Below are 21,699 nucleotides of genomic sequence, written 5' to 3'. Positions count from 1 at the left end.
CGGGCGGTTAGAAAGACTTGTTGCTTCTCAAAAAAGCTTGATAATCACTTTAAAGTATTCGATCTGGTGTTCTTTTATATCAATTATGGCTACGTCTGATGCCAGCATACTTTTTAGAACACCACCAACATTTTATTTAAATACTAATGCAAGATATTATTGCATCAATAGTTAATTTGCAAATGATTTTACAATCGGTTCAATTAGTAATTGCAAGTATATCTTGCAATTAATATTTGGCTTATATTCATATGGCTCTAAATCTCTTATATAGACTATAAAAGGTATAGATATCAAAATTACATCTTTACCCATCATTATCTAAAATTAATTTGCTATATTTAACTCAGTCAATCGCTTCAATCATGTTGTCTATCTCACAATATAAAGAGTGCTTTTCTTATATATGCCTTGAATAGTGTGCCGATAACCAACAGATAGAGCACGTCGTTCTCATAATCATATGGCGATAAAATAGTTACCGAGATTAGATAATAAATACTCGAATAAGGATAAATTATGCAAGACAATCAACTAAGCAAAGAAGAGATCAGCCAGTTGACTGAAGCTGACTGGAAAGAGCGTTTAACCGCTGATGAGTATCATATTATGCGTGAGAAGGGCACTGAACGCCCATTTACAGGTGTATATAATGATGCGACTGATGATGGCGTTTACCGTTGTAAAGGCTGCGGTGCAAGCTTATTTGACTCAAGCAATAAATTTGATGCGAGCTGTGGCTGGCCAAGCTTTGATCAAGGTATCGATAACAGCGCGATTGAAGAGCACGTCGATAACTCGCTAGGCATGACTCGCACCGAAGTCACTTGTAGCAACTGCGGCGCACATTTGGGCCATGTATTCCCTGATGGTCCTACCGAGACAACAGGCATGCGCTATTGCATCAACTCAGTATCTATCGATTTAGATAAGTCTGAGAAGTAAGTAGTCTAAGTAGTATTAGAAGTGTGAAAGGGAAGTGCACGGTGCTTCCTTTTCAATAGTTTTATTATGTGTATGATAGAAAAAGAAGTAGCGCATAAACACCCAAAACAATAAAAACCTCAATTTAAGGATAAATAATGAGCACAATTTATGATTTTACGGCTGAGCGCATGGATGGTAGCTCGCAAGCGTTTTCAGATTACCAAGATAAAGTGTTATTAATCGTCAATACCGCAAGCAAATGTGGATTTACGCCGCAGTTCGAAGGCTTAGAGTCGCTATATCAACAGTATAAAGATCAAGGACTGGTCGTCGTCGGTTTTCCTTGTAACCAATTTGGTAGCCAAGACCCAGGTAGCAACGATGAGATTGGTGCGTTTTGCCAAAAGAACTATGGTGTCAGCTTTCCGATGATGGCAAAGACTGATGTTAATGGCGCAAATGCTCATCCTATCTATGAATGGCTCAAAGAACAAAAGGGTGGTGTGCTGACAGATGGTATCAAGTGGAATTTCACCAAGTTCCTAGTCGATAGTAAAGGTCAGGTGATTGACCGCTATGCACCAACGACCAAGCCAGAAGCCATCAAAAATGACATCGAGCAAGCATTGGCTAACAAATAAGCATTAAACCTAAAAAATATTGATTTTGTATGAAAATATAAAATCAATAAAAACAAATGCTTGCTAGATATTCTCATAAAAATTGAAAAAATACCTAAAAAAGTGGTAAATACTGTTTGACACCCAACAGTAAATCTATATAATACACACCCACAGCAACGGAGCTTAGTGACAAACTTAAGAGCTCAGTTGATGTTGAATAAATTGCCTAGCAATTGTTCGAAGGGTGATTAGCTCAGTTGGTAGAGCGTCTGCCTTACACGCAGAATGTCGGCGGTTCGAATCCGTCATCACCCACCACTTCTTAGCAAGTGGCTAAACAAGCTAAGAGACCTAAGCAGCGGTAGTTCAGTTGGTTAGAATACCGGCCTGTCACGCCGGGGGTCGCGGGTTCGAGTCCCGTCCGCTGCGCCATATTTAAAACGAATTTAAACTTCCGAGTTTAAGCAAGTTTCGCCTCAAGCATTAGATTGTTTGAGGTTTTTTTGTGTCTGTTTTTTATGTATCTATGTTCTATGAGTGATAAGTCAGGTAAGAAAATACAGTAAGAGTCAGAATCTAGAATTAGAACCTAGTACTATGACTTATATTTACTTAAGTCATATCGCTTAAAGGTCAGATAAATACGACGACCCTTCTTTTATATCAGTCTTATACTGAGGAAAATAAGGGTCGTTGTACTTATTTTAGGTATAGCATGTCTTAGTTACAGTACATTAAAATGCCTCTGCTTAAAACTCATTGTTTAAAACTTGAGACGCGTTTAGCTCGTTGTGAATTTTAGCTACAAATAAAAGGCTATTCATGCGTTGCTTGCCATGCGCCCATTGACCCTAGATAGATATCAATGTGCTCAAAACCTCGACTAGCGAGCCACCCTGCTGCTATTGTTGCTCGAGCACCACTGGCGCACATCAATGTATAGTGGCGACTTTGGTCAAGCTCATGCCAACGCTTGTTTAGGTGACCAACATAGATATGCTGTGAGCCTTCAATCGCATTGGTATTCCTCTCATCAATATCGCGCACATCGAGCAATGTCCAGTTCTGAGCATTATTAAGACGATTTTCTACCTCGGTTGTATCGATCATAGGGGTTTGCTGCATCTGCTCACCTTTAGCAGCGGCAGGGACGACACCCACATAGCCACCTATAACATTATCAAAAGCAATACGTACCAGATGCTCCATCGCAGTCGCAAGTTGTTCTTCATCAGAGGCAATCAGTACCAAGCTTTGTCCTTCCTCGATAAACCATCCAGCAAACGCAGGTAGCATGTTGACAGGTAAGCTCATAGAACCGGGCAGGTGTCCTGACGCATACGCCATTGGTTCACGAATATCGATGAGATGATCAGCATCGCAGTCATGCAGCTGTTTGAGCGAAAGGTTACGCGGACGCATAACGACTGGAGGCGCTTCACCACCTTCCATATTAAGGCGCTCCATCAATCTGAAGTAGGGTGGTTGATAATGGTTTTCGCTCGTCTTGAAGTCAATAAATGTCTCACGATCGGTAATCTGTAAACGTGGGTTGTTCATTCTTTCGTGACCGACGGTAGAAAACTCGCGTTCTGCCATGCCTGAACCACAGACGGAGCCTGCACCATGAGCTGGATAAATAATCGCTTGATCCCCAAGCACTAAAATATCTTGTAACGAATCATAAAGTAAACCTGCAACTTCTCTACGACGCTCAGGATAGAAGTCAGTACGACCGACATCACCTACAAAGAGCGCATCGCCAGTAAAAACGCCAACCGCCTTGTCTGGGTACGCCGTATCGAACAGCGCATAAGCAAGATGATCATCAGTATGACCAGGCGTTTCTAAGACACGGATTTCTAATTGGCCAATTGAAAAGCAATCACCATTACGTGCGGTCTCAGCATAGACCACAGGTTGTTCTGGATTAGAGCCATGTAAAACTGTCGCTCCCGTCATTGCGGCCAAGATAGGTACGCCAGAAACCAAATCCTCATTACGATGTGTCTCAAAAATATGAGTAATCTCAAGTCCTGCTGCGCGCGCTTTTTCTACATATATCGCACAGTCACGACGTGGGTCAATTACCGCTGCTTGACCGCCAGAGCCTACCAAGTAGGATAGGTGCGAAAGTCCAGGTGTCTTAAATTTCTCTAGTAACATGGTCATTTCCTTATTATAGTTATGTCAAATGAGCTTTTTGCCAGTAGCATATTGCTAGCCACGTTGATTTATCTGATTGAATTCTTATTCGGGGAAATTATTTAATAGCTATCAATATACAATAACATATATTAACTTTATATTTATATAGGTATTTATCCCATGAACAGTGCTTTTTTGGATTGATGAATGAAGTAAAAGAATATAGATATAATAATTTTTTGGCATTACGATCGTGAATTTGAGTAAGTGCAATAGGTACAGAAGGAGTCCATGTGGAAAGACGAGACTTGTGAAAAGCAACCATTATCATATGGTGTCATTTATATTGAAGCCGTAGGATATATATTAATCCAACGTGAAAATTATAAGTAAGTCACTATTCATTTAAGTTCACTATTCTAGTATTCTAAGAGCGGTAGTTTCTTTAATACGGTTCCTTGTATTTGGCATTGTAGGCTCTGTTTTGTTGTTGTTTACAAAAGTAGTTCTAGGTTACTTACTTTCCTATAATATTTCCTTTTCTGGTAAGAATGATTATAAAAAACAAATTATAGTGACTCAGCCTATGTACGAAATATTTCTTTTATATACCATGCTCTTATTTTCTTCGCTTATCACTATTATTATAGTGGGTACTTTTTTAGTAGATGCATTTGTCTATTTATTTGGAGAGAAAATCAACTTCAAGACCGTTTCATATAACATATCTCCTGTTGGTAGAGAGTTTTGCTTAGGACATTGGCACTCTATAAATATAGTCTACGAATATGAGGTATCAGAAGAGAACTATAGTAGTAATTTACTTAATTCTACGAATTCTGTGATGAAGCTTAGCTATGAAAGTGCTAATGCGAGACTGTTAAAGTGTCTGAATGAAAGTAAAGTTTACGTTGTTAAATCATTTCCTAAAATATCGATGATAATGCCTTTCAATCAAGATCTTAGATATTATTTAGGATTGATATTTAGCGTCTCATGTATGCTTTTTTCAGGACTAAAAATTCTATAGGTGAAATAAAGTTATTAAATGGTAGGTAGTGGGGCTGAGGACAGACGGCACATGGCTATTTATCCTTGGCAGCGCACAACTACTTATCAAACCATTGATTAAACTAGTCAGCTTGATTCATGTTGGTAGGGTATTTAAACGCGCAAAAAAATAATAAGTTGCCGGGGCAGGTAATATTATATCAAGCCATAGCATCAAATTATTTAATACTATCCCTATCCAATCTTACTTCCGAAACTGATAATTTCTAATACTTAAGATGCATTGCTTATCATGGTTTGACTCGTCGTGCCATGATCAGTAATGCCTGATGTCTCTAGGAAATAATAACCTTGTTCAAAACATATTGAACTATTTTTAATATGTCTGTATTATTGGACATATGGAAATAACTAATGCTATCGCAAGCTTTGCTGCGCTCTCTCAAGATACTCGTTTAAAGGCTTTTAAGCTGCTAGTCAGCCATGAGCCTGAAGGCCTACCTGCGGGTGAAATAGCCCGTCAGCTCTCTGTCCCTCACAACACAATGTCAGCCCATCTATCGGTGTTGGCACGAGCAGGCTGGGTAGTCTCACAGCGTCATAGCCGACAGATTATCTATCGTGCTTCGCTATCACATATGGATAACGTCATTCAGTTCCTGCTGCAAGATTGCTGTGCGGGACATCCAGAATTGTGTGCATCACTCATGGATAGTCTGAGCGGGTGTAGAGTAAATGAGTCTGCTGAGCAAGGTAATGATTAAACCAATTATCAATTCAATAAATACATAAAATAGGTGTAAACACTATGAAGCCATTAATCTTTCATAATCCTAAATGCGGAACCTCTCGTAACACGCTTGCCATTATTAAAGCATCAGGTGAAGAGCCAGAAGTGGTGGAATATCTGAAAAATACACCAACCCGCGACCGTTTAGTTGAACTATTGGCACAAATGCAGATTTCGCCTAGAGAGCTACTAAGAAGCAAAGAAGCTATCAATGATGAGCTTGGTCTAGACAATCCTGAAATGTCTGACGATCAAATTATCGATGCCATGATTGCGCATCCTATTTTAATCAATCGTCCTATCGTGGTGACTGATAAAGGCGCTGCTCTATGTCGCCCTTCAGAGCGTGTGTTTAAACTGCTAGCAAATCCAGTAAGTAGCTTCACAAAAGAAGACGGCGAGGTTGTTACTCATGACAAGCACTGAGGTTGACCACACATCGTCAGTTGATCCTACTGTTTCGCCAGAGTCTGGCTTCGACGATTTGCCCAATATCGATATAGATAATCTTCAGCCTATCGACATTGAGTCTCTGGTTGCGCCAAATGACTCACGTCATCCGCCGAAAATATTAGTGCTATACGGTTCTGTCCGTGCACGCTCGTTTTCTAGATTGGCCGCTGAAGAGTCTAGCCGATTGCTACGTTGGTATGGTTGTGAAGTAAAAATGTTTGATCCATCCGGCTTGCCGTTGCCTGACGATGTAGACTCAGACCATCCCAAAGTGCAAGAGTTACGGGAGCTGGCGCAGTGGTCAGAAGGCATGCTGTGGGTGAGTCCAGAGCGTCATGGTAGTATCACCAGTATCATGAAAGCGCAAATCGACTGGATACCGCTGTCACTAGGTGGCGTGCGTCCAACTCAAGGTAAAACACTAGCACTGATGCAGGTCAGTGGTGGTAGTCAGAGCTTTAATACGGTTAATCAGATGCGTATTCTCGGGCGCTGGATGCGGATGATTACTATCCCCAACCAATCTTCGATACCCAAAGCGTTCTTAGAGTTCAACGACGACAATCGCATGGATATGTCTCCGTTATATCTGCGTCTTGTCGATGTCTGTGAAGAACTAGTGAAGTTTACCTGGCTCACACGCGGACGTTCAGATTATCTCACTGATCGTTATTCAGAACGCGTTGAGAGTGCTGAAGAACTATCGAGCCGCGTCAATCAAAAATCGATCTAACCTCCTAATTGATCTAACCCCCTAATCGATCTAATTCCCTATATTAAATCGGCTGAATAAAGTCAGCTTAAGTAAGGTCGTATAATGCTTGCATTTGCTATTTTTGTGGTCACTTTAGTCTTAGTTATTTGGCAACCTAAAGGATTGGGCATCGGCTGGAGCGCCATGGGTGGTGCTTTAGTCGCGTTAGCGCTTGGCGTCGTGCAGTTATCAGATGTGGGTATCGTCTGGGATATTGTCTGGGATGCGACCTTTACTTTTGTGGCGCTGATTATCATCTCGCTTATCTTAGATCGGGCAGGGTTTTTTGGCTGGGCAGCATTGCACGTGGCACGCCTTGGTAATGGGCAAGGGCGCTTATTGTTTCCGATGATTGTCGTGCTCGGCGCCTTTATTTCTGCCTTTTTTGCCAATGATGGTGCAGCGCTACTACTGACTCCGATCGTCATCGCTATCTTGCTACGTCTGAAATTTTCGCCACCATCAGCGCTGGCATTTATCATAGCGACTGGTTTTATCGCTGATACGGCAAGCCTGCCATTGGTTACCTCAAATTTAGTCAATATCGTCAGTGCCAATTATTTTGATATTGGTTTCGGTCGTTATGCGGCTGTGATGGTACCGGTCAATATAGTGTCTGTATTAGCGACGCTACTGGTGTTGTGGGTTGTCTATGCACGTCATATTCCAAAAACCTACTCGACTAGCGAGCTAAGCGCTCCAGAGTCTGCTATTACCGATCCATTGGTATTCCGAGCTGCTTTTCCACTATTGGGCTTACTACTGGTCGCCTATTTTGCGACTGAGCCGTTGGGGCTACCTATTTCATTGGTCACGGGCATCGCTGCTGTCGCGTTAATGGCAATCGCTGGTCGTATATGGCAAGGCGGGCGTGGTGCGGTGGTCTCGGTGAGCGATGTGGTACGCAAGGCGCCTTGGCAAATCGTACTATTTTCAATCGGTATGTATCTAGTGGTATACGGTCTGGGTAATGCAGGTCTTACCGCCTATGGCGCGCAAGTACTTAACTGGTTGGGTCAACAAGGCGCAGTCATTGCTACGGTTGGAACTGGGTTTTTGTCCGCTATAGTCGCTTCTGTTATGAATAATATGCCAGCAACCCTAGTCGGCGCGCTTGCTATTGATCAAGCACAAGTGCCTGCTGCAACGCGAGAGCTGATGATTTATGCCAATGTCATTGGTAATGATTTAGGACCTAAGTTTACGCCGATTGGTAGTCTTGCAACCCTTTTATGGCTGCATGTGTTGGCAGAGAAGGATTACAAAATCAGTTGGGGACAGTATATTAAGATTGGATTAGTGATTACACCGCCAGTGTTGTTAGTGACCTTGTTAGCCTTGGTGTTCTGGTTGCCACTGTTGCCAAGCTAAGCTAGCCAATAGATAACTTGCTATAGTAATATTCTATCGTGACAATGATATTTACTTTTGAATATCATTGTCATAATCAAGTATGAGATAAAGTAGTGATTAGCGCTTATCAAAATGGCAAAATAGATAAACAATATTAGGGTCTGTTGAACATCCAAATATTAGGACTGCTGATCGCTAAAATCGCATCAAACTAGGCGTAAACCGACGATAATGTCGAGACCTTAACTAGGCTTGCAACAACGTTTGAGGTGATTTTAGCATCAGCCTTTCAAGACAAGGCTATTTTTTGCCAATACATGGCGAAATTGTCTAACCTAGAACGACTAGGCGTCAAAAATTTCACTGCGTATTGTTTAAAAAATAGTCACTGCCAGTACCACATTTGAATGTTCAACAGACCCTAAATGAGACACATAAAAAAACCCCCATCAAAGTGATGAGGGTTTTGGCAAATGCCATAATTGAATTAATCATAATTCAAAAAATTTACTACTAAAATGTGGCTCTCCAACCTGGGCTCGAACCAGGGACACACGGATTAACAGTCCGTTGCTCTACCAACTGAGCTATTGGAGAATAGGCTGTAAGTAACTAATCGCTTACAACGAGCCTTAGAAGTCTCTAACGAGTTCTTGCTAAGTGGGGCGTATTCTAGCAAAGTTAAAAAATACGTCAAGCCTTTTTTTGCATAATTAGTAAAAATTGTCATTTTAATGATGAGATAGCGTGTTTTTCCTAGTTATGCCCAAGCCTCGCGTAAAAAAAGACGCCCTATATAATGTATAGGGCGTCTTTTTTATGAACAGCGGTAAGACTGATTGCTCTTTACGATTTATTCAGCAACGTCTAAGTCAGCCACTGCTTTTTCGATACGTGATAGTGCATCTTTCAATGTTGCCTCATCAGTAGCGTACGAGATACGCATATAGCCGCCAAGACCGAACGCATCACCAGGTACGACTGCCACGCCAACTTTGTCCAATAACCATGCTGAGAATTCAGTACATGACGACAGGCCCGCCGCTTTGATGAGCGGTACGATATTTGGATACACATAAAATGCGCCATCAGGACGCAGGCAAGTAATGCCTTTAATGGCGTTTAGACCATTAACAACTAGGTCGCAGCGCTTCTCAAATGCCGCTACCATTGGCTCAAGTACGCTCTGATCGCCACTGATGGCTGCTTCTGCAGCGACTTGGCTGATGGAGGTTGGGCATGAAGTAGACTGTGACTGTACTTTTTTCATCGCGCCGATGAGTTTGGCAGGGCCGCCAGCGTAGCCAATACGCCAGCCTGTCATCGCATAAGCTTTAGACACACCGTTTAGGATAATGGCACGGTCTTTTAGCTCAGGCGCGGCATTGAGGATATTGTAGAACTTATCACCCGTCCAGCGGATGTGCTCGTACATGTCGTCTGATGCCACATACACGTGTGGATGCTTTTTCAATACTTCAGCGATGGCCTTTAGCTCATCTAACGTATAAATCATACCCGTTGGGTTAGATGGGCTGTTTAATACCAACAATTTAGTCTTGTCAGTGATCGCTTCTTCTAGCTGCTCAGGGGTGATTTTGAAGTCTTGCTCAGCCGGGCATTTGACGATGACTGGCACGCCTTCTGCGATGATAACCATGTCAGGATAGCTGACCCAGTATGGCGCTGGAATGATGACTTCGTCGCCAGGATTGATAAACGCTTGGGCAAGGTTAAAGAATGACTGCTTACCACCGACCGATACTAGGATTTCGTTTGGCTCGTAGCTGATGTCATTGTCACGCTTGAATTTCTCGATGATGGCTGTTTTTAGCTCTGGCGTACCATCGACAGCCGTATATTTAGTGAAGCCATCATTGATTGCATCGATTGCTGCTTTTTTGATGTGTTCAGGGGTATCAAAATCAGGTTCACCAGCGCCCAAACCGATAATGTCTTTACCAGCTGCTTTTAGCTCTTTGGCTTTATTGGTAATCGCTAGCGTAGGTGATGGTTGGATGTTGTTGACGCGGTCAGACAGTTGCAACTCGCTCATGAGAGATCCTTTTTTATATGAGGGTGGGGTTGGTGAAAATCTGATATTAATTATATAACGTTTTCATTGCTATCAGGACAAGATGTCAGATAGTTTTAAAAAAGATAGCGTTATCTTACCGTGATACGGCGGTCATTCGACTATAGACGATGGTGATGATGCTTCGGCAAACGACGCGATTGCTAGTTTTTGCATTGTAGCATGCTGATATTGAGCTGTCTTATGACGCTAGTAACAGAATATTGTGTTGTTGCTTGTGATAGCAGGGTACTTGTGAAAATGACAAATAAAACGCTGAGATTAAGCTTAAGCCTATATGATTGCGAAGACACAACAATAAACCTGTAGCCGACCACTATAATTATTTAGATTTGTTAAATAAAATGGCTTATAGCTTAATGAAATGCGACCAATGATATCTGCGAAGAATAACAATAATAGCTAGCTGTTATCAAAAATCTAAGGTTTTATTAGGTAATCAGTTTAAGAGCATTAATTCCATATTATGAAAATACTTAAAAAGATAAGAATACTCAAAAAGGATATTTGCGATGACAGATTCTACTGAAAAATTACATATTCTCATTACTGGGGCGACGTCAGGCATTGGTAAGCAGTTGGCAAAAGACTATCTGCTAGCAGAACATCATGTATATGCAGTTGGCCGTGACGACGAAGCGTTGTCTGAACTTCAGGCGTTAGGCGCGGAAACGATTGATTTAGACCTCATGGATCGAGAAAAGGTCATCGAAGCTTTTGAAAAAATCGACAATGTTGATTTAGCTATTTGCGGTGCTGGCATGTGCGAGTACTTAGATATGCCGAACTTTGATAGCAGTGTGTTTATGAAAGTGATGTCGGTCAATGTGGGAACGTTGTCGCATGCGATCGAAGGGGTATTACCAAAGCTAATTGCTTCAAAAGGTTGCTTGGTCGGTATCGGTTCAGCGTCTGCTTATGTGCCTTTTGCGCGCGCTGAAGCCTATGGTAGCTCAAAAGCTGCTATCCATTATCTGATGAAGACCCTACAGATTAGCCTTGCTCCGTATGATGTGTCAGTCAGCTTAGTCGTACCTGGTTTTGTTGAGACACCGATGACCAAACAGAATGACTTTCCGATGCCATTTATCCAGACGCCAGTGCAGGCCAGTCAAGCCATACGCGATGGTATCGAAAGCGGGCATGAGGTGATTGAATTTCCAAAAAAACTAACCATGCCTTTAAAAGCATTGGGTACGTTGCCTGATTTGGTTTGGCAGCAAGTTAGTGAAAAACTTAATAAAAAGTAATCTACTATCAGTAGAACTCTCAGCCATCATATCGACAGAAAAATACAGAAGGGAATGCTTTTATGCCGTTTACTCGTTTCAAACGTGCCAGTAGCCAAGAAAATGCTACCGATGCTGCAACAAATTCTGACCATCAGACTGCCCAAAAACGTATTGCTATCATCGGCTCAGGTGTATCAGGACTGACATGCGCCCATTATTTAGGTACGCAACATGATGTGACGGTATTTGAAGCCAATGATTATATCGGCGGGCATGTAAATACGATTGATGTGGCACTACAAGACGGTAGAAAAGCAAAGAGTAGCAATGTAGAGAGTAGTGCGATAGATACAGGATTTATTGTTTTTAATGAGCGCACATACCCGAACTTCTTTCGTTTGCTTCATGAGTTGCAGGTGCCGTTTCAGGCAACGGACATGAGTTTTTCTGTCAAGAATACTGCACGTCATTTTGAATACAATGGTCATACGCTTAATACTTTATTGTCACAACGTAAAAACGTACTTAATCCAAAATTTTGGCAATTTATCAAAGATATCTTGCAGTTTAATAAGCATATCAAACAGCTACGCCAAGATTATGATAGTGCGCGCTCTCAAGGACAAGATGTCAGTAGCTTTGCAGAACAAACGCTTGGTGGTTACTTAGCACAAAAGAAGTATGGTCAGCTATTTACTGATAACTATCTATTGCCAATGGTCTCGGCTATTTGGTCAACCAGCCTAGATGAAGTACAAGATTTTCCACTGGTGTTTTTTGCACAATTCTTTGACAACCACGGTTTGCTCGATGTGGTCAATCGTCCGCAGTGGTTTACGATAAAAGGCGGTTCAAAACAGTATGTCAATAAACTGATTCCACGCTTTATCAAAGCGGGTGGCAAGATACGAGTCAATAGCCCAGTACAATCTGTGGTTCGTGATGGTGATCAAGTGATTTTGACGGTGAAGAATGCTTTGACAGTGCAGGATAAAGATAACGCTGACAACCGTAGCGAAAATCTTGTATTCGATGAAGTTATCTTTGCTTGTCATGCAGATACTGCGCTAAAGATTCTAAAGGATGCAAGCACCGATGAATCTGAAGTATTAGGTCATTTCCGCTTTACCAAAAACACGGCTGTATTGCACACCGATACCAGTGTCCTGCCGAAGAAACCACTGGCATGGGCAAGTTGGAATTACTTAATAGATGAAACAGTTTCAGGCAGTGTTAAGGATGACCAAGCGTCTGGAAACGCACAAGTACCTGCAAAGCCAGTGCTGACTTATCATATGAATATCCTGCAACGTCTGACCAAAAAACACAATTATTTGGTCACACTAAACCCATCTGTAGACAATAAAAGTGTCGATGATAAGCAGATAGTTAAAAGCATCGATTATAGTCATCCAGTGTTCGATCTTGCGATGATTGATGCGCAGACTAAATGGTCGAGTATCTCTGGGAACGGTTCGCACACGCATTTCTGCGGGGCTTATTGGTTTAACGGCTTTCATGAAGATGGCGTACGTAGTGGATTACGCGTCTGTCAGGCGCTTGGTCTTGATATTGATATAAAAAACGAGGTTGATCCAGCTCATTTACCTGACGCTGATAGCGCACATACGCCGTTCCGTTATAAAGATTTGCCTATAAAAGCGGATACCAAATTACGTAGGTTGAATAAACGTGAAGTAACCACAGCGACGACTAATCAGGAACTGGTTGAGTATGCTAATCGTTTACAGAATTCAGCTGCTGATACTAGCCAATATAAGAAACGTGGCTTATTCGGTCGCCGTAAAACCAAATAATGTGACGATTAATGCCGTTATGTATTCTAAGTGTTTTGAAAAATTCGCCATATAAAAAGTACGCCGTTACACAAGAGATTATTTATGACCACGTCCGCTCAAGATACCAATGCTATGCCAAGTCATGAGTCTTCTTATGATACAAATGCATTGCCGCATCAGCTGTTTGAGGGCACGACATGGCACAGTCGGCTGCTACCTAGTATAAATAAATTCGTTTACCCGTATCGCTATTGGGGCGTCAATATCAGTGCGCTAGCAGCAGGGCAAGAACTTCCTGAAATTAACACGGCAGCATTTGATGAGAGTAAGTTTTTAGAAAAATTACCATTACGTACAGTGTTACCAAAAAAGCTACTAGCAAAAGGTCTGCCTCTATTTTCAGCAAAGAAAAATGCGCTACAACGATTCTGTGCTGATGATTATTTACAGCATATTGAGCTACAGCATACTGACCTACAGAGTACCAATAGCCTAAGCAATGATAGAAAGCTTGATAGTAATGGACAGTCTGTTCAAGCACTAGAAAAACGCATAAGCCGAGCATTCGAGAAATATGCAGGGAGCGCACCTGAAGGCGATATGTTGGGATTACTTGTCTGCCGTAATATGGGCATGTACTTTAGCCCAGTTAATTTTTACTTAGGGTTTGATGCGCAGCAAACGCCCACTCATTTGCTGGCTGAAGTGTCTAATACGCCATGGGACAAGCGTCATTACTACGGGTTTTTGTTAGAAGGAGAGAATTCTGAGTTCTGTCATGACAAGGACTTTCACGTATCACCTTTTAACCCTATCGATCAGCTGTATCGCTGGCAGGTTACGGTAAAACGTACAAAGACAGACGAGCAACCTAATACTGGCTTACAAGTGCGTATCGCTATCAATATCAGCGATGAGCGCGGTGACGTTCTAAAAACTGGCATAAAGATATCAGGAGTGCCAATGACAGAAGATGCTGTTCGTCATAGCTTGCGAAAAAACCCATTGATGAATATGACATCATTAACCCGTATTTATTGGCATGCGTTTAAGCTCTATGCGATTAAAAAGGTGCCGTATATCAACTACGATGAAAAATTGGCCGACAGTCAACAGAAAAGCAGCTAGCAGTATCGAACGCAAAAGATGTCTTATATTTACAGCAATCTTAAATATCAACAATCTAAAAATCTCGTTAATGTACTACTAAAAATCAACTATTGAACAATAAAGCATTTAAACAAGGATAAATACACGATGCCAGCACGACCGACCGATCGAGCACCAGTCACAAAACTAGAAAAATTAACTGCTCGTGTGAGCAAAGTGGTTAATGAAAGTGCTGTACTACAGCCAGTCAGCAATAGTGTGAATCACTTAGCTAGAAAGCTTATATTTCGTGCGTTACAGCACATTCAGTTTGGTAGCCTCACGCTGATTGAAACATTTGGCGAGCAGGAACCTAAGACAAGTAGTTTTGGTAAAGTAGCTACTAAAGACGCTGGTAGTTCAGCGGTTGGTCGCCATTCACTACATGTGACATTACAGATTCATGATAGCGCTGTCTATCGTCAGCTATTACTTGGTGGCTCTATCGCGCTAGCAGACAGCTATATCGATGGTGAATGGGATACGGATGATCTAACAGGTTTGATTCGTTTGGCAGCTCGTAACTTAGCCGTACTCAATAAACTAGAAAATCGTTTTGCTGGTATTAGTAAAGCATTTGAAAAAGCGAAGCATCAACTACGTAGCAATGACAAATCTGGATCCAAATCCAATATCCTAGCGCATTATGATTTGGGCAATGACATGTATGAACGGTTTTTGGACGATACGATGATGTACTCATCAGCAGTTTATCCTACACCTGACGTGACGCTTAGCGATGCTCAGCAGCACAAACTATCGCTTATATGCCAACGTTTACAGCTCAGTGCTAATGATAATGTGATCGAAATTGGTACAGGGTGGGGCGGCTTTGCTATCTTTGCGGCCAAGCACTACGGTTGCCATGTGACCACCACGACTATCTCTGATGCTCAGTATGATGAAGCACAGCGACGAGTCGAGGCGGCAGGTCTGTCTGACAAGATTACATTGCTTAAGCAAGATTACCGCGAGCTGACAGGTCAATATGACAAGCTAGTCAGTATCGAGATGATTGAAGCGGTGGGCCATGAGTACTTACCGACTTTCTTTGCTAAGTGTAATAGCTTGCTCAAGCCGACAGGTCTTATGGTATTGCAGGCTATCACCTTTAATGATCAAAATTATCAAGACTATATCGACTCGGTTGATTTTATACAAACACACATTTTCCCAGGTGGTTGTCTGCTCTCAAACCAAGAGCTGACGACCCAATTTACTGAGCAGACCGATATGGTCGTCAAACAATTGCATGATTATGGCTTCGATTACGCCTACACACTGCGTGATTGGCGTGCTGCGTTTATGGCGCAGCGTGCAGAGATTCAAGCGCTTGGCTATGACGATGCCTTTATCCGCCTATGGGAGTTTTACTTTTGCTATTGCGAAGGTGGCTTTTTGGAGCGCACGATCGGTGTGGTACAAGTTACTGCGGTGAAGCCTAACAACATTGATACGCTGCATTTTTCCGATTTGCCATCTGCTGTCTTAAATCATAAAACGGTTTTGAACAATGAGACATTTAGTGAAGAAGATAGGGCAGACACAGCATCGGTATAAGTTAAGTGATACAGATATGGTTTGTTCATAACATTCATAGAGTCTCATACTGCATGAACAGTTTGAGACACATATGTTGAGAGGTTGTACATTGAAAAGTTCTACATCGAAAGGTTGTATATTGAATGGTTCTATGATGCTTGCAGGGCACGCTTATCACGAAGACCTGAATAGCGTGTGACCGCTAATGCCATTAAAGAGATAACAGCACCGATCCAAGCCGTGTCTTGCAATGACATATTTTCAACCACGCTACCACCGATGATTGAGCCTAGTGCAATACCGATATTGAATGCAGCAATATTCAATCCAGAGGCAACATCGACAGCGTTTGGTGTATATTTTTCAGCTTGCTTGACCACGTAGATCTGTAGGCCTGGTACACTACCAAAGGCGAAAGCACCCCATACCAAAATAGTCAGCACAGCAGCAATCTTGGACTGCATAGTAAAGGTGAACAGTAAAAGAATGACACTTAAGGCGCTAAATATAATGCTAAGCGCACTAATAGGGCCACGTTTATCTGCAAGTTTTCCGCCCCAGATATTACCGATAGCAACGGACACGCCATATACGAGCATGATAAGCCCAATGGCTGATGGCGCAAATTTGGTCTGCTGCTCTAAGATAGGTGCTAGGTAGGTAAATGCCGTAAACGTACCGCCATAACCAAGAATAGTCATGAGATAAACCAGCAGTAATTGTGGTTTTACAATGACTTGTAGTTGCTCTTTGAACGTTGCAGGGATAGATTTTTTGAGGTTTTTCGGTACCAATATGGCGCTACCAATTAAAGCGATTAAACCCAGTACTGAGACGACCAAAAACGTAGCGCGCCAACCGAAATGCTGTCCAATCCATGTGCCAAGAGGTACGCCAGTGACGAGCGCTACGGTAAGCCCAGTAAACATAATGGCAATTGCGCTGGCTTCTTTTTCTTTACTGACGAGACTGGTAGCAATCATGGAACCAATAGAGAAAAACACACCATGCGCCAGACCGGTCAAGATACGGGCAAGTATTAAGGTTTCATAACTGGGTGCTTGCCAAGCTAGCAAGTTGCCGATGACAAACAGACCCATTAGGCTCATCAGTACTATTTTTCGATTCCAGCGGCCAGTGAGTGCGGTAAGTATAGGGGCACCGATGGCAACACCGACAGCATATAAGCTAACGAGTAACCCTGCTGAAGGTAAGCTCACGCCCAGATCGGCGGCAATAGTTGGTACCAATCCAACGATGACAAATTCGGTTGTCCCAATTGCAAATGCGCTTAAAGTAAGCGCCCATAAAGCGAGTGGCATAACGACATCCTAATAATTAAATGATGCGCGTAGTTTGACGGATTTATAGTTTGCGAAAAACAGCACAAATGACAAAATACCTTTGTCAATTTTGTAAAGGTAATCATGATGATGGGACATGCTAAAACAGAAGACATAGAGATATTTTTGACGGTAGTAGACACGGGTAGTTTTACTGGCGCTGCCAACCTACTGAATCAGCAAGTAGCCAAGGTATCTCGTGCAGTGTCCAGACTCGAAGACACGCTGCAATGTACGCTGTTAAATAGAACGACACGGCGTTTGGAGCTGACGGAGGAAGGGCATGTCTTTATAAGATATGCGCGTGAGAGTTTAAATACGTTATATACCGGTGAAGAAGCGATTAAGCTGTTAAAACAAGCGCCGAGTGGGCATCTACGAATTGACGCCGCGAGCCCGTTTGTCTTTCATCAATTGACGCCTTTGGTTGGTGATTTTGTGGCGCAATATCCACACATTACTCTCGACCTTACCTCGCATGACAATATTATTGATTTGCTTGAGCATAAGACGGATCTAGCTATCAGAATTGGCGACTTAAAAGACTCAAATTTGCATGCACGTCTATTAGGTAAAAGTAAGCTGCGGCTAGTAGCCAGTCCTGAATACTTACACCAGCATAATGAAGTGACTCATATTGATAATTTGAATGTTGATGATTTAACCACCCATAAATTAATTGGCTTTAACGATGCGTCAAAACTAAATAGTTGGCCACTAAAAACTCCAGTGAAGCTCAATTTTCATATGACTGGGAGTAGTGGCGAGACTCTACGTCAGCTATGTCTAAATCATCAGGGTATCGCTTTACTATCACATTTTATGATTGGTAAAGATTTGGAATCTGGACGATTGATTGAGGTATTACCTGAAGCAATAGTCAGACCAAACAACCGTGAAGCCATACAGGCGGTATATTACAAAAACAGTGCCGTATCTTCGCGTATTCTGGCATTTTTAGACTTTATTCAACCAAGACTGACACTATAAATTTTATCCGTTTTTATTCATTTTATAAGAGGTAATATCATGGGTTACGTTTTTATTTATCTCGCTGCTGTGGTTATCTTTTTGGGTGTCGATGCTGTATGGCTAACGACCATGAAAGGCGCCTTTTATGAGTCGCGTATCGGGCATCTATTGGCTGATGAGCCAAACATGATGGCCGCTGGCGTTTTTTATATGTTTTATATATTGGCGCTTTGTATTCTGGTGCTATATCCGCAAATCAAAGCTGGCGCATCTGTTGGTCATATCTTCTTACTCGGCGGGTTAATTGGCTTGATGGCTTATGGAACATACGACTTTACCAATTTGGCACTGTATAAGGGCTTTACGCTAGATACAGCGTTGGTTGACTTTGTATGGGGTGGTATTTTGACCGGTTCGGTTAGCGCCATAGTAGCGTGGCTTGCGTATCGCTTTCACTGGTTAAGCTAATGCTTATATCTTGGCCTATATAACGCTGTTTAAATAGCTCCAATTTACATAATTTAGACTGTCTAATGACAGAGGTCTGTTTGTGCTAGACGGCGACCTGCTGTATAAATGGTAGACATAATAAATAAGTGTCAAACCATTAAGGAATATTATGCCGCAATACAATACCAGCTCCACTGCCAAAAAAGCCCCATTAAACCATGAATTATATATGTCAGTACTTATGACGCCCGATATGGCGAATTTCATTGGCAACGTGCATGGTGGAGATTTGCTGAAGATGCTTGATCAGGTCGCTTATGCCTGTGCCAGTCGCTATAGTGGTAACTATGTGGTGACACTGTCTGTCGATCAGGTGATGTTCCGTGAGCCGATATATGTGGGCGAGTTGGTTACTTTTGCCGCCAGTGTCAATTATGTTGGTAACACCTCAATGGAAGTAGGTATCCGCGTCGAAGCAGAAGATGTGCGCGGTCGTACCGTCCGTCATACCAATAGTTGTTACTTTACGATGGTGGCTATCGATGACAATGGTAAACCGACATCCGCACCGCCACTCGATATCAAAAACAAGATGCAGCAATGTCGAGCCGATGCAGCAAAAGAACGAAAGAAGCTGCGTATGGAAAGCTCACATCGTCCTAGTTGCGACTTCGAGGAGATTAACAAGCAGTTTGGCGAGAACGAAGAAAATGCCGAGGTGGAAAAGTAGCCCAAGTTATTCAAAGCTATCTAAAGTTATTCAAAGCTATCTAAAATTGTATAAAGTTATCTAGTTTTATTGAATTAATAATTCATACAACGACTCACTAAAAAGACACTGATATTGTAGAGCGCTTATTTTAAGCTGATATATATTTCAAGCCATCTATCTACGGCAAAAATTCTATATAAATACGTTATTTCAGTGAGTCTAGCATGAGTCTAAAGCCATCTATTGCTAATCCCCAGCGTCATTTACCAGCCTCTCCTAAAGCGCAAACACCTCGTGCACGTGGGGCGGGCAATCCTAAAATTCCAAATGACCCTGAATTAAAACATACCCTTAACCAAAGCCCTGAAACCAACGATGAGCATTCAGGCTCACTCATTACCGTGTTGATTGCGGTTGGGGCCAATCTGGTTATTGCAATCGCAAAAACTGTTGCCGCCTTTATGACAGGCTCAGCCTCCATGATTGCAGAAGCAGCTCACTCATGGGCAGATGCTGGCAATGGTACTTTGCTGATCGTCGCAGAAAAAAAATCCATCAAACCTGCTGATAAAAGCCATCCGTTAGGCTATGGCAAAGAGTCTTATGTTTGGTCGATGATTGCGGCTTTCGGTGTATTTACGGCAGGCTCGATTGTCTCTATCTATACCGGTATTAAGGAATGGAACGCTACTGAGTCTGAGACTAACTATACGATTGGCTTTATCGTATTGGCAGTGGCGTTTGTGCTCGAAGGTATCTCATTGGTTCAGGCATACAGACAGAGTAAAAAACATGGCGAGGCACTTGATATCAGTGCACTTGGCTATGTCGTAGATACTTCTAACCCAACGTTGCGCGGCGTATTCTTTGAAGATTTAGCAGCGGTTATCGGCTTGGTGATTGCCGCTGCTGCTATGGGTATGCACGCTTATACGGGTGAACCATATTGGGATGCGTTAGGGTCTATCATTGTTGGTCTACTATTGGGTGTCGTTGCCATATTCTTGATCAGTCGTAACCGAGATTTCTTAGTCGGGCATAGAGTCACTGACCGGATGCACGAATACGTTTTAAGCGAGCTGCTGAATCATCCAGATATCGACAGTGTGTCCTACCTGCATCTAGAGTGGGTTGGACCAAAAAAGATATTTATGGTGGCGGCAGTAGATATCGCCGGCAATCAAAAAGAAGAGCATATCGCTCAGAAGTTTGAAGAGATTGAAAATCTATTCAGAGGTAATCCAGTCTTTCAAGAGGCTATCTTGACACTGTCCGAACCTAACGCTGAGCTGCTAAGTTTAGAGAATATTTAATTTAAAAGCTTAGTAGATTAAGTATGTGGTAGAGAAATCCTATCGAATGCTTTTAAGTATTCTTTTTAAATTAACAAAACGCTAAATACAAAAAAGCCGTCAATCATGACGGCTTTTTTTATAACTTTATAACTCTAGTACTTAGTGACTAGTCGAATTAAATACTATTAGTTCTTTGGTGCGTTTGCGCCGATGAACCATGCATCTTTATCGACAATGCGACTAGCTTCTGTAAATAAGTCAGCGGTGTCTTCATCACCTGCATCGCCAGCTGTGGCAATTGCTTCACGCAATGTCTCGGCTACTTTCTTGTAGCGGCTTGTTAGCTCACGTACATGCTGATCTACCTCAGTGATGTCGGTTGGGTAGTCATCTAGGATAGACTCTTTTACTACTCGACTTGCTAAACCGTTTGGTTGGCCACCTAGGATTACAATACGCTCTGCGATAGTATCTGATACTTCAAGGATACGATCTGACGTCTCATCTAGTAATTGATGCACACCGATAAAGCCAGTACCTTGTAGATTCCAATGGCACTGTTTACCATCTAAGGTTAAATCGATAACGTTTGCTAGGTTAGCGTTTAGCAAATCAATCATTTTTTTCGCAGTTTCGTCTGAAATACCACTTGCGTAACGTTCTCTCATATTTTACTCCGTCATTTATTTAAAATTATTATATTGAATGAAAGTTCAATGTATTTTTATTGGTCTTCTATTCGATGACAATCAATTCAAAACTAATCATAGGAATTGCTATAAAGCTATCTATTCACTAGTACTGCTCACTAATACTCAAAAGTCATCAACTTGTTAATTCAAGAACGATAATAGCAGCTTAACTCAGTGTTGGAACCCTTGAGTGTTAGGCTTTGTTGAGTGGTCGTGTAACGAGTCTGTTAACCGTGAAAAGCTTTGTAAATTTATCGAATACTGTGTGCGTTTTTTATAACGATGTAAGTTTTATCCGCTACTATTAAGCCTTAACTTTTAATAAATCTTACCTTTATATACTCATATTTTGGGCAACG

Annotated in this window: 19 protein-coding genes and 3 tRNA genes; 17 read left to right on the top strand and 5 right to left on the bottom strand. The window is 42.0% G+C overall.

The features are described from left to right. Positions 1-519 precede the first annotated feature (519 nt). From msrB to JMX07_RS04410, 4 genes are all read left to right on the top strand, one after another. The gene (msrB, locus tag JMX07_RS04425; RefSeq protein ID WP_057760931.1) at positions 520-945 is read left to right on the top strand and encodes a peptide-methionine (R)-S-oxide reductase MsrB; all 426 of its coding nucleotides are present in this window, start codon (positions 520-522) and stop codon (positions 943-945) included. Positions 946-1,082: 137 nt separating this feature from the next. Further along, on the top strand, positions 1,083-1,568 hold the full coding sequence (locus JMX07_RS04420) for a glutathione peroxidase (protein WP_201606531.1): 486 nt from the start codon (positions 1,083-1,085) through the stop codon (positions 1,566-1,568). Positions 1,569-1,792: 224 nt separating this feature from the next. Then, a tRNA-Val gene (locus JMX07_RS04415) sits at positions 1,793-1,868 on the top strand. Positions 1,869-1,905: 37 nt separating this feature from the next. Continuing rightward, positions 1,906-1,982, top strand: a tRNA-Asp gene (locus JMX07_RS04410). Positions 1,983-2,366: 384 nt separating this feature from the next. Here JMX07_RS04410 and JMX07_RS04405 read toward each other — a convergent pair. Beyond that, positions 2,367-3,716, bottom strand: coding sequence for an MBL fold metallo-hydrolase (locus tag JMX07_RS04405; RefSeq protein WP_201606529.1), 1,350 nt, complete (start codon positions 3,714-3,716; stop codon positions 2,367-2,369). A gap of 1,040 nt (positions 3,717-4,756) precedes the next feature. Between JMX07_RS04405 and JMX07_RS13740 the strand changes: the two genes are divergently transcribed. From JMX07_RS13740 to JMX07_RS04380, 5 genes are all read left to right on the top strand, one after another. Next, positions 4,757-4,882, top strand: a complete 126-nt coding sequence (locus JMX07_RS13740; protein WP_201606527.1) for a YrhK family protein — start codon at positions 4,757-4,759, stop codon at positions 4,880-4,882. A 228-nt stretch (positions 4,883-5,110) separates the two neighbouring features. Beyond that, complete coding sequence (locus tag JMX07_RS04395; RefSeq protein ID WP_201579761.1) at positions 5,111-5,473, top strand: ArsR/SmtB family transcription factor; 363 nt, start codon at positions 5,111-5,113, stop codon at positions 5,471-5,473. Between the two features lie 44 nt (positions 5,474-5,517). After that, the gene (gene arsC / locus JMX07_RS04390; protein ID WP_201606520.1) at positions 5,518-5,925 is read left to right on the top strand and encodes an arsenate reductase (glutaredoxin); all 408 of its coding nucleotides are present in this window, start codon (positions 5,518-5,520) and stop codon (positions 5,923-5,925) included. After that, entirely contained in the window at positions 5,912-6,685 is a 774-nt protein-coding gene (gene arsH / locus JMX07_RS04385) for an arsenical resistance protein ArsH (RefSeq protein WP_227684618.1), read from the top strand. Before arsC ends, arsH begins: the two co-directional genes overlap by 14 nt. A gap of 81 nt (positions 6,686-6,766) precedes the next feature. Next, positions 6,767-8,077 carry an arsenic transporter gene (locus JMX07_RS04380; protein ID WP_201606565.1) on the top strand — a complete coding sequence of 437 codons (1,311 nt, stop codon included), beginning with the start codon at positions 6,767-6,769 and terminating at the stop codon, positions 8,075-8,077. 503 nt (positions 8,078-8,580) lie between these two features. On the opposite strand, the gene JMX07_RS04375 is transcribed toward JMX07_RS04380, so the two are convergent. Beyond that, positions 8,581-8,656, bottom strand: a tRNA-Asn gene (locus tag JMX07_RS04375). 256 nt (positions 8,657-8,912) lie between these two features. Continuing rightward, complete coding sequence (locus JMX07_RS04370) at positions 8,913-10,115, bottom strand: pyridoxal phosphate-dependent aminotransferase (RefSeq protein WP_201606516.1); 1,203 nt, start codon at positions 10,113-10,115, stop codon at positions 8,913-8,915. Positions 10,116-10,666: 551 nt separating this feature from the next. Here JMX07_RS04370 and JMX07_RS04365 point away from each other — a divergent pair. The 4 genes from JMX07_RS04365 (at position 10,667) to JMX07_RS04350 (ending at position 15,894) form a co-directional block, all read left to right on the top strand. Then, the gene (locus JMX07_RS04365) at positions 10,667-11,404 is read left to right on the top strand and encodes an SDR family NAD(P)-dependent oxidoreductase (RefSeq protein WP_201606514.1); all 738 of its coding nucleotides are present in this window, start codon (positions 10,667-10,669) and stop codon (positions 11,402-11,404) included. A 62-nt stretch (positions 11,405-11,466) separates the two neighbouring features. After that, positions 11,467-13,203 (top strand): NAD(P)/FAD-dependent oxidoreductase, encoded by a 1,737-nt coding sequence (locus JMX07_RS04360; protein WP_201606510.1) that lies wholly within the window; start codon positions 11,467-11,469, stop codon positions 13,201-13,203. A gap of 84 nt (positions 13,204-13,287) precedes the next feature. Further along, on the top strand, positions 13,288-14,313 hold the full coding sequence (locus JMX07_RS04355; protein WP_201606504.1) for a DUF1365 domain-containing protein: 1,026 nt from the start codon (positions 13,288-13,290) through the stop codon (positions 14,311-14,313). A 129-nt stretch (positions 14,314-14,442) separates the two neighbouring features. Then, complete coding sequence (locus JMX07_RS04350) at positions 14,443-15,894, top strand: SAM-dependent methyltransferase (RefSeq protein ID WP_201606503.1); 1,452 nt, start codon at positions 14,443-14,445, stop codon at positions 15,892-15,894. Positions 15,895-16,025: 131 nt separating this feature from the next. On the opposite strand, the gene JMX07_RS04345 is transcribed toward JMX07_RS04350, so the two are convergent. After that, positions 16,026-17,198 (bottom strand): MFS transporter, encoded by a 1,173-nt coding sequence (locus tag JMX07_RS04345; RefSeq protein WP_201606502.1) that lies wholly within the window; start codon positions 17,196-17,198, stop codon positions 16,026-16,028. 105 nt (positions 17,199-17,303) lie between these two features. On the opposite strand from JMX07_RS04345, the gene JMX07_RS04340 reads away from it, so the two are divergent. From JMX07_RS04340 to JMX07_RS04325, 4 genes are all read left to right on the top strand, one after another. Beyond that, complete coding sequence (locus JMX07_RS04340; RefSeq protein ID WP_265088340.1) at positions 17,304-18,209, top strand: LysR family transcriptional regulator; 906 nt, start codon at positions 17,304-17,306, stop codon at positions 18,207-18,209. 39 nt (positions 18,210-18,248) lie between these two features. Continuing rightward, entirely contained in the window at positions 18,249-18,659 is a 411-nt protein-coding gene (locus JMX07_RS04335) for a DUF2177 family protein (protein ID WP_057760908.1), read from the top strand. Positions 18,660-18,810: 151 nt separating this feature from the next. Further along, positions 18,811-19,371 carry an acyl-CoA thioesterase gene (locus tag JMX07_RS04330; RefSeq protein ID WP_057760906.1) on the top strand — a complete coding sequence of 187 codons (561 nt, stop codon included), beginning with the start codon at positions 18,811-18,813 and terminating at the stop codon, positions 19,369-19,371. Positions 19,372-19,577: 206 nt separating this feature from the next. Further along, a complete protein-coding gene (locus JMX07_RS04325) occupies positions 19,578-20,666 on the top strand; it encodes a cation diffusion facilitator family transporter (RefSeq protein ID WP_201606501.1) in 1,089 nt (362 codons plus the stop codon). A gap of 167 nt (positions 20,667-20,833) precedes the next feature. Here JMX07_RS04325 and dps read toward each other — a convergent pair whose 3' ends face one another. Further along, positions 20,834-21,316, bottom strand: a complete 483-nt coding sequence (gene dps, locus JMX07_RS04320; RefSeq protein WP_101206410.1) for a DNA starvation/stationary phase protection protein Dps — start codon at positions 21,314-21,316, stop codon at positions 20,834-20,836. Between the last annotated feature and the right edge of the window lie 383 nt (positions 21,317-21,699).

Origin of the sequence: Psychrobacter immobilis (assembly GCF_904846235.1) — a bacterium.
GTDB classification, from domain to species: domain Bacteria; phylum Pseudomonadota; class Gammaproteobacteria; order Pseudomonadales; family Moraxellaceae; genus Psychrobacter; species Psychrobacter immobilis_C.
The sequence above is the reverse complement of the archived record's forward strand: the minus strand, read 5'-3'. Positions and strand labels throughout refer to the sequence as shown.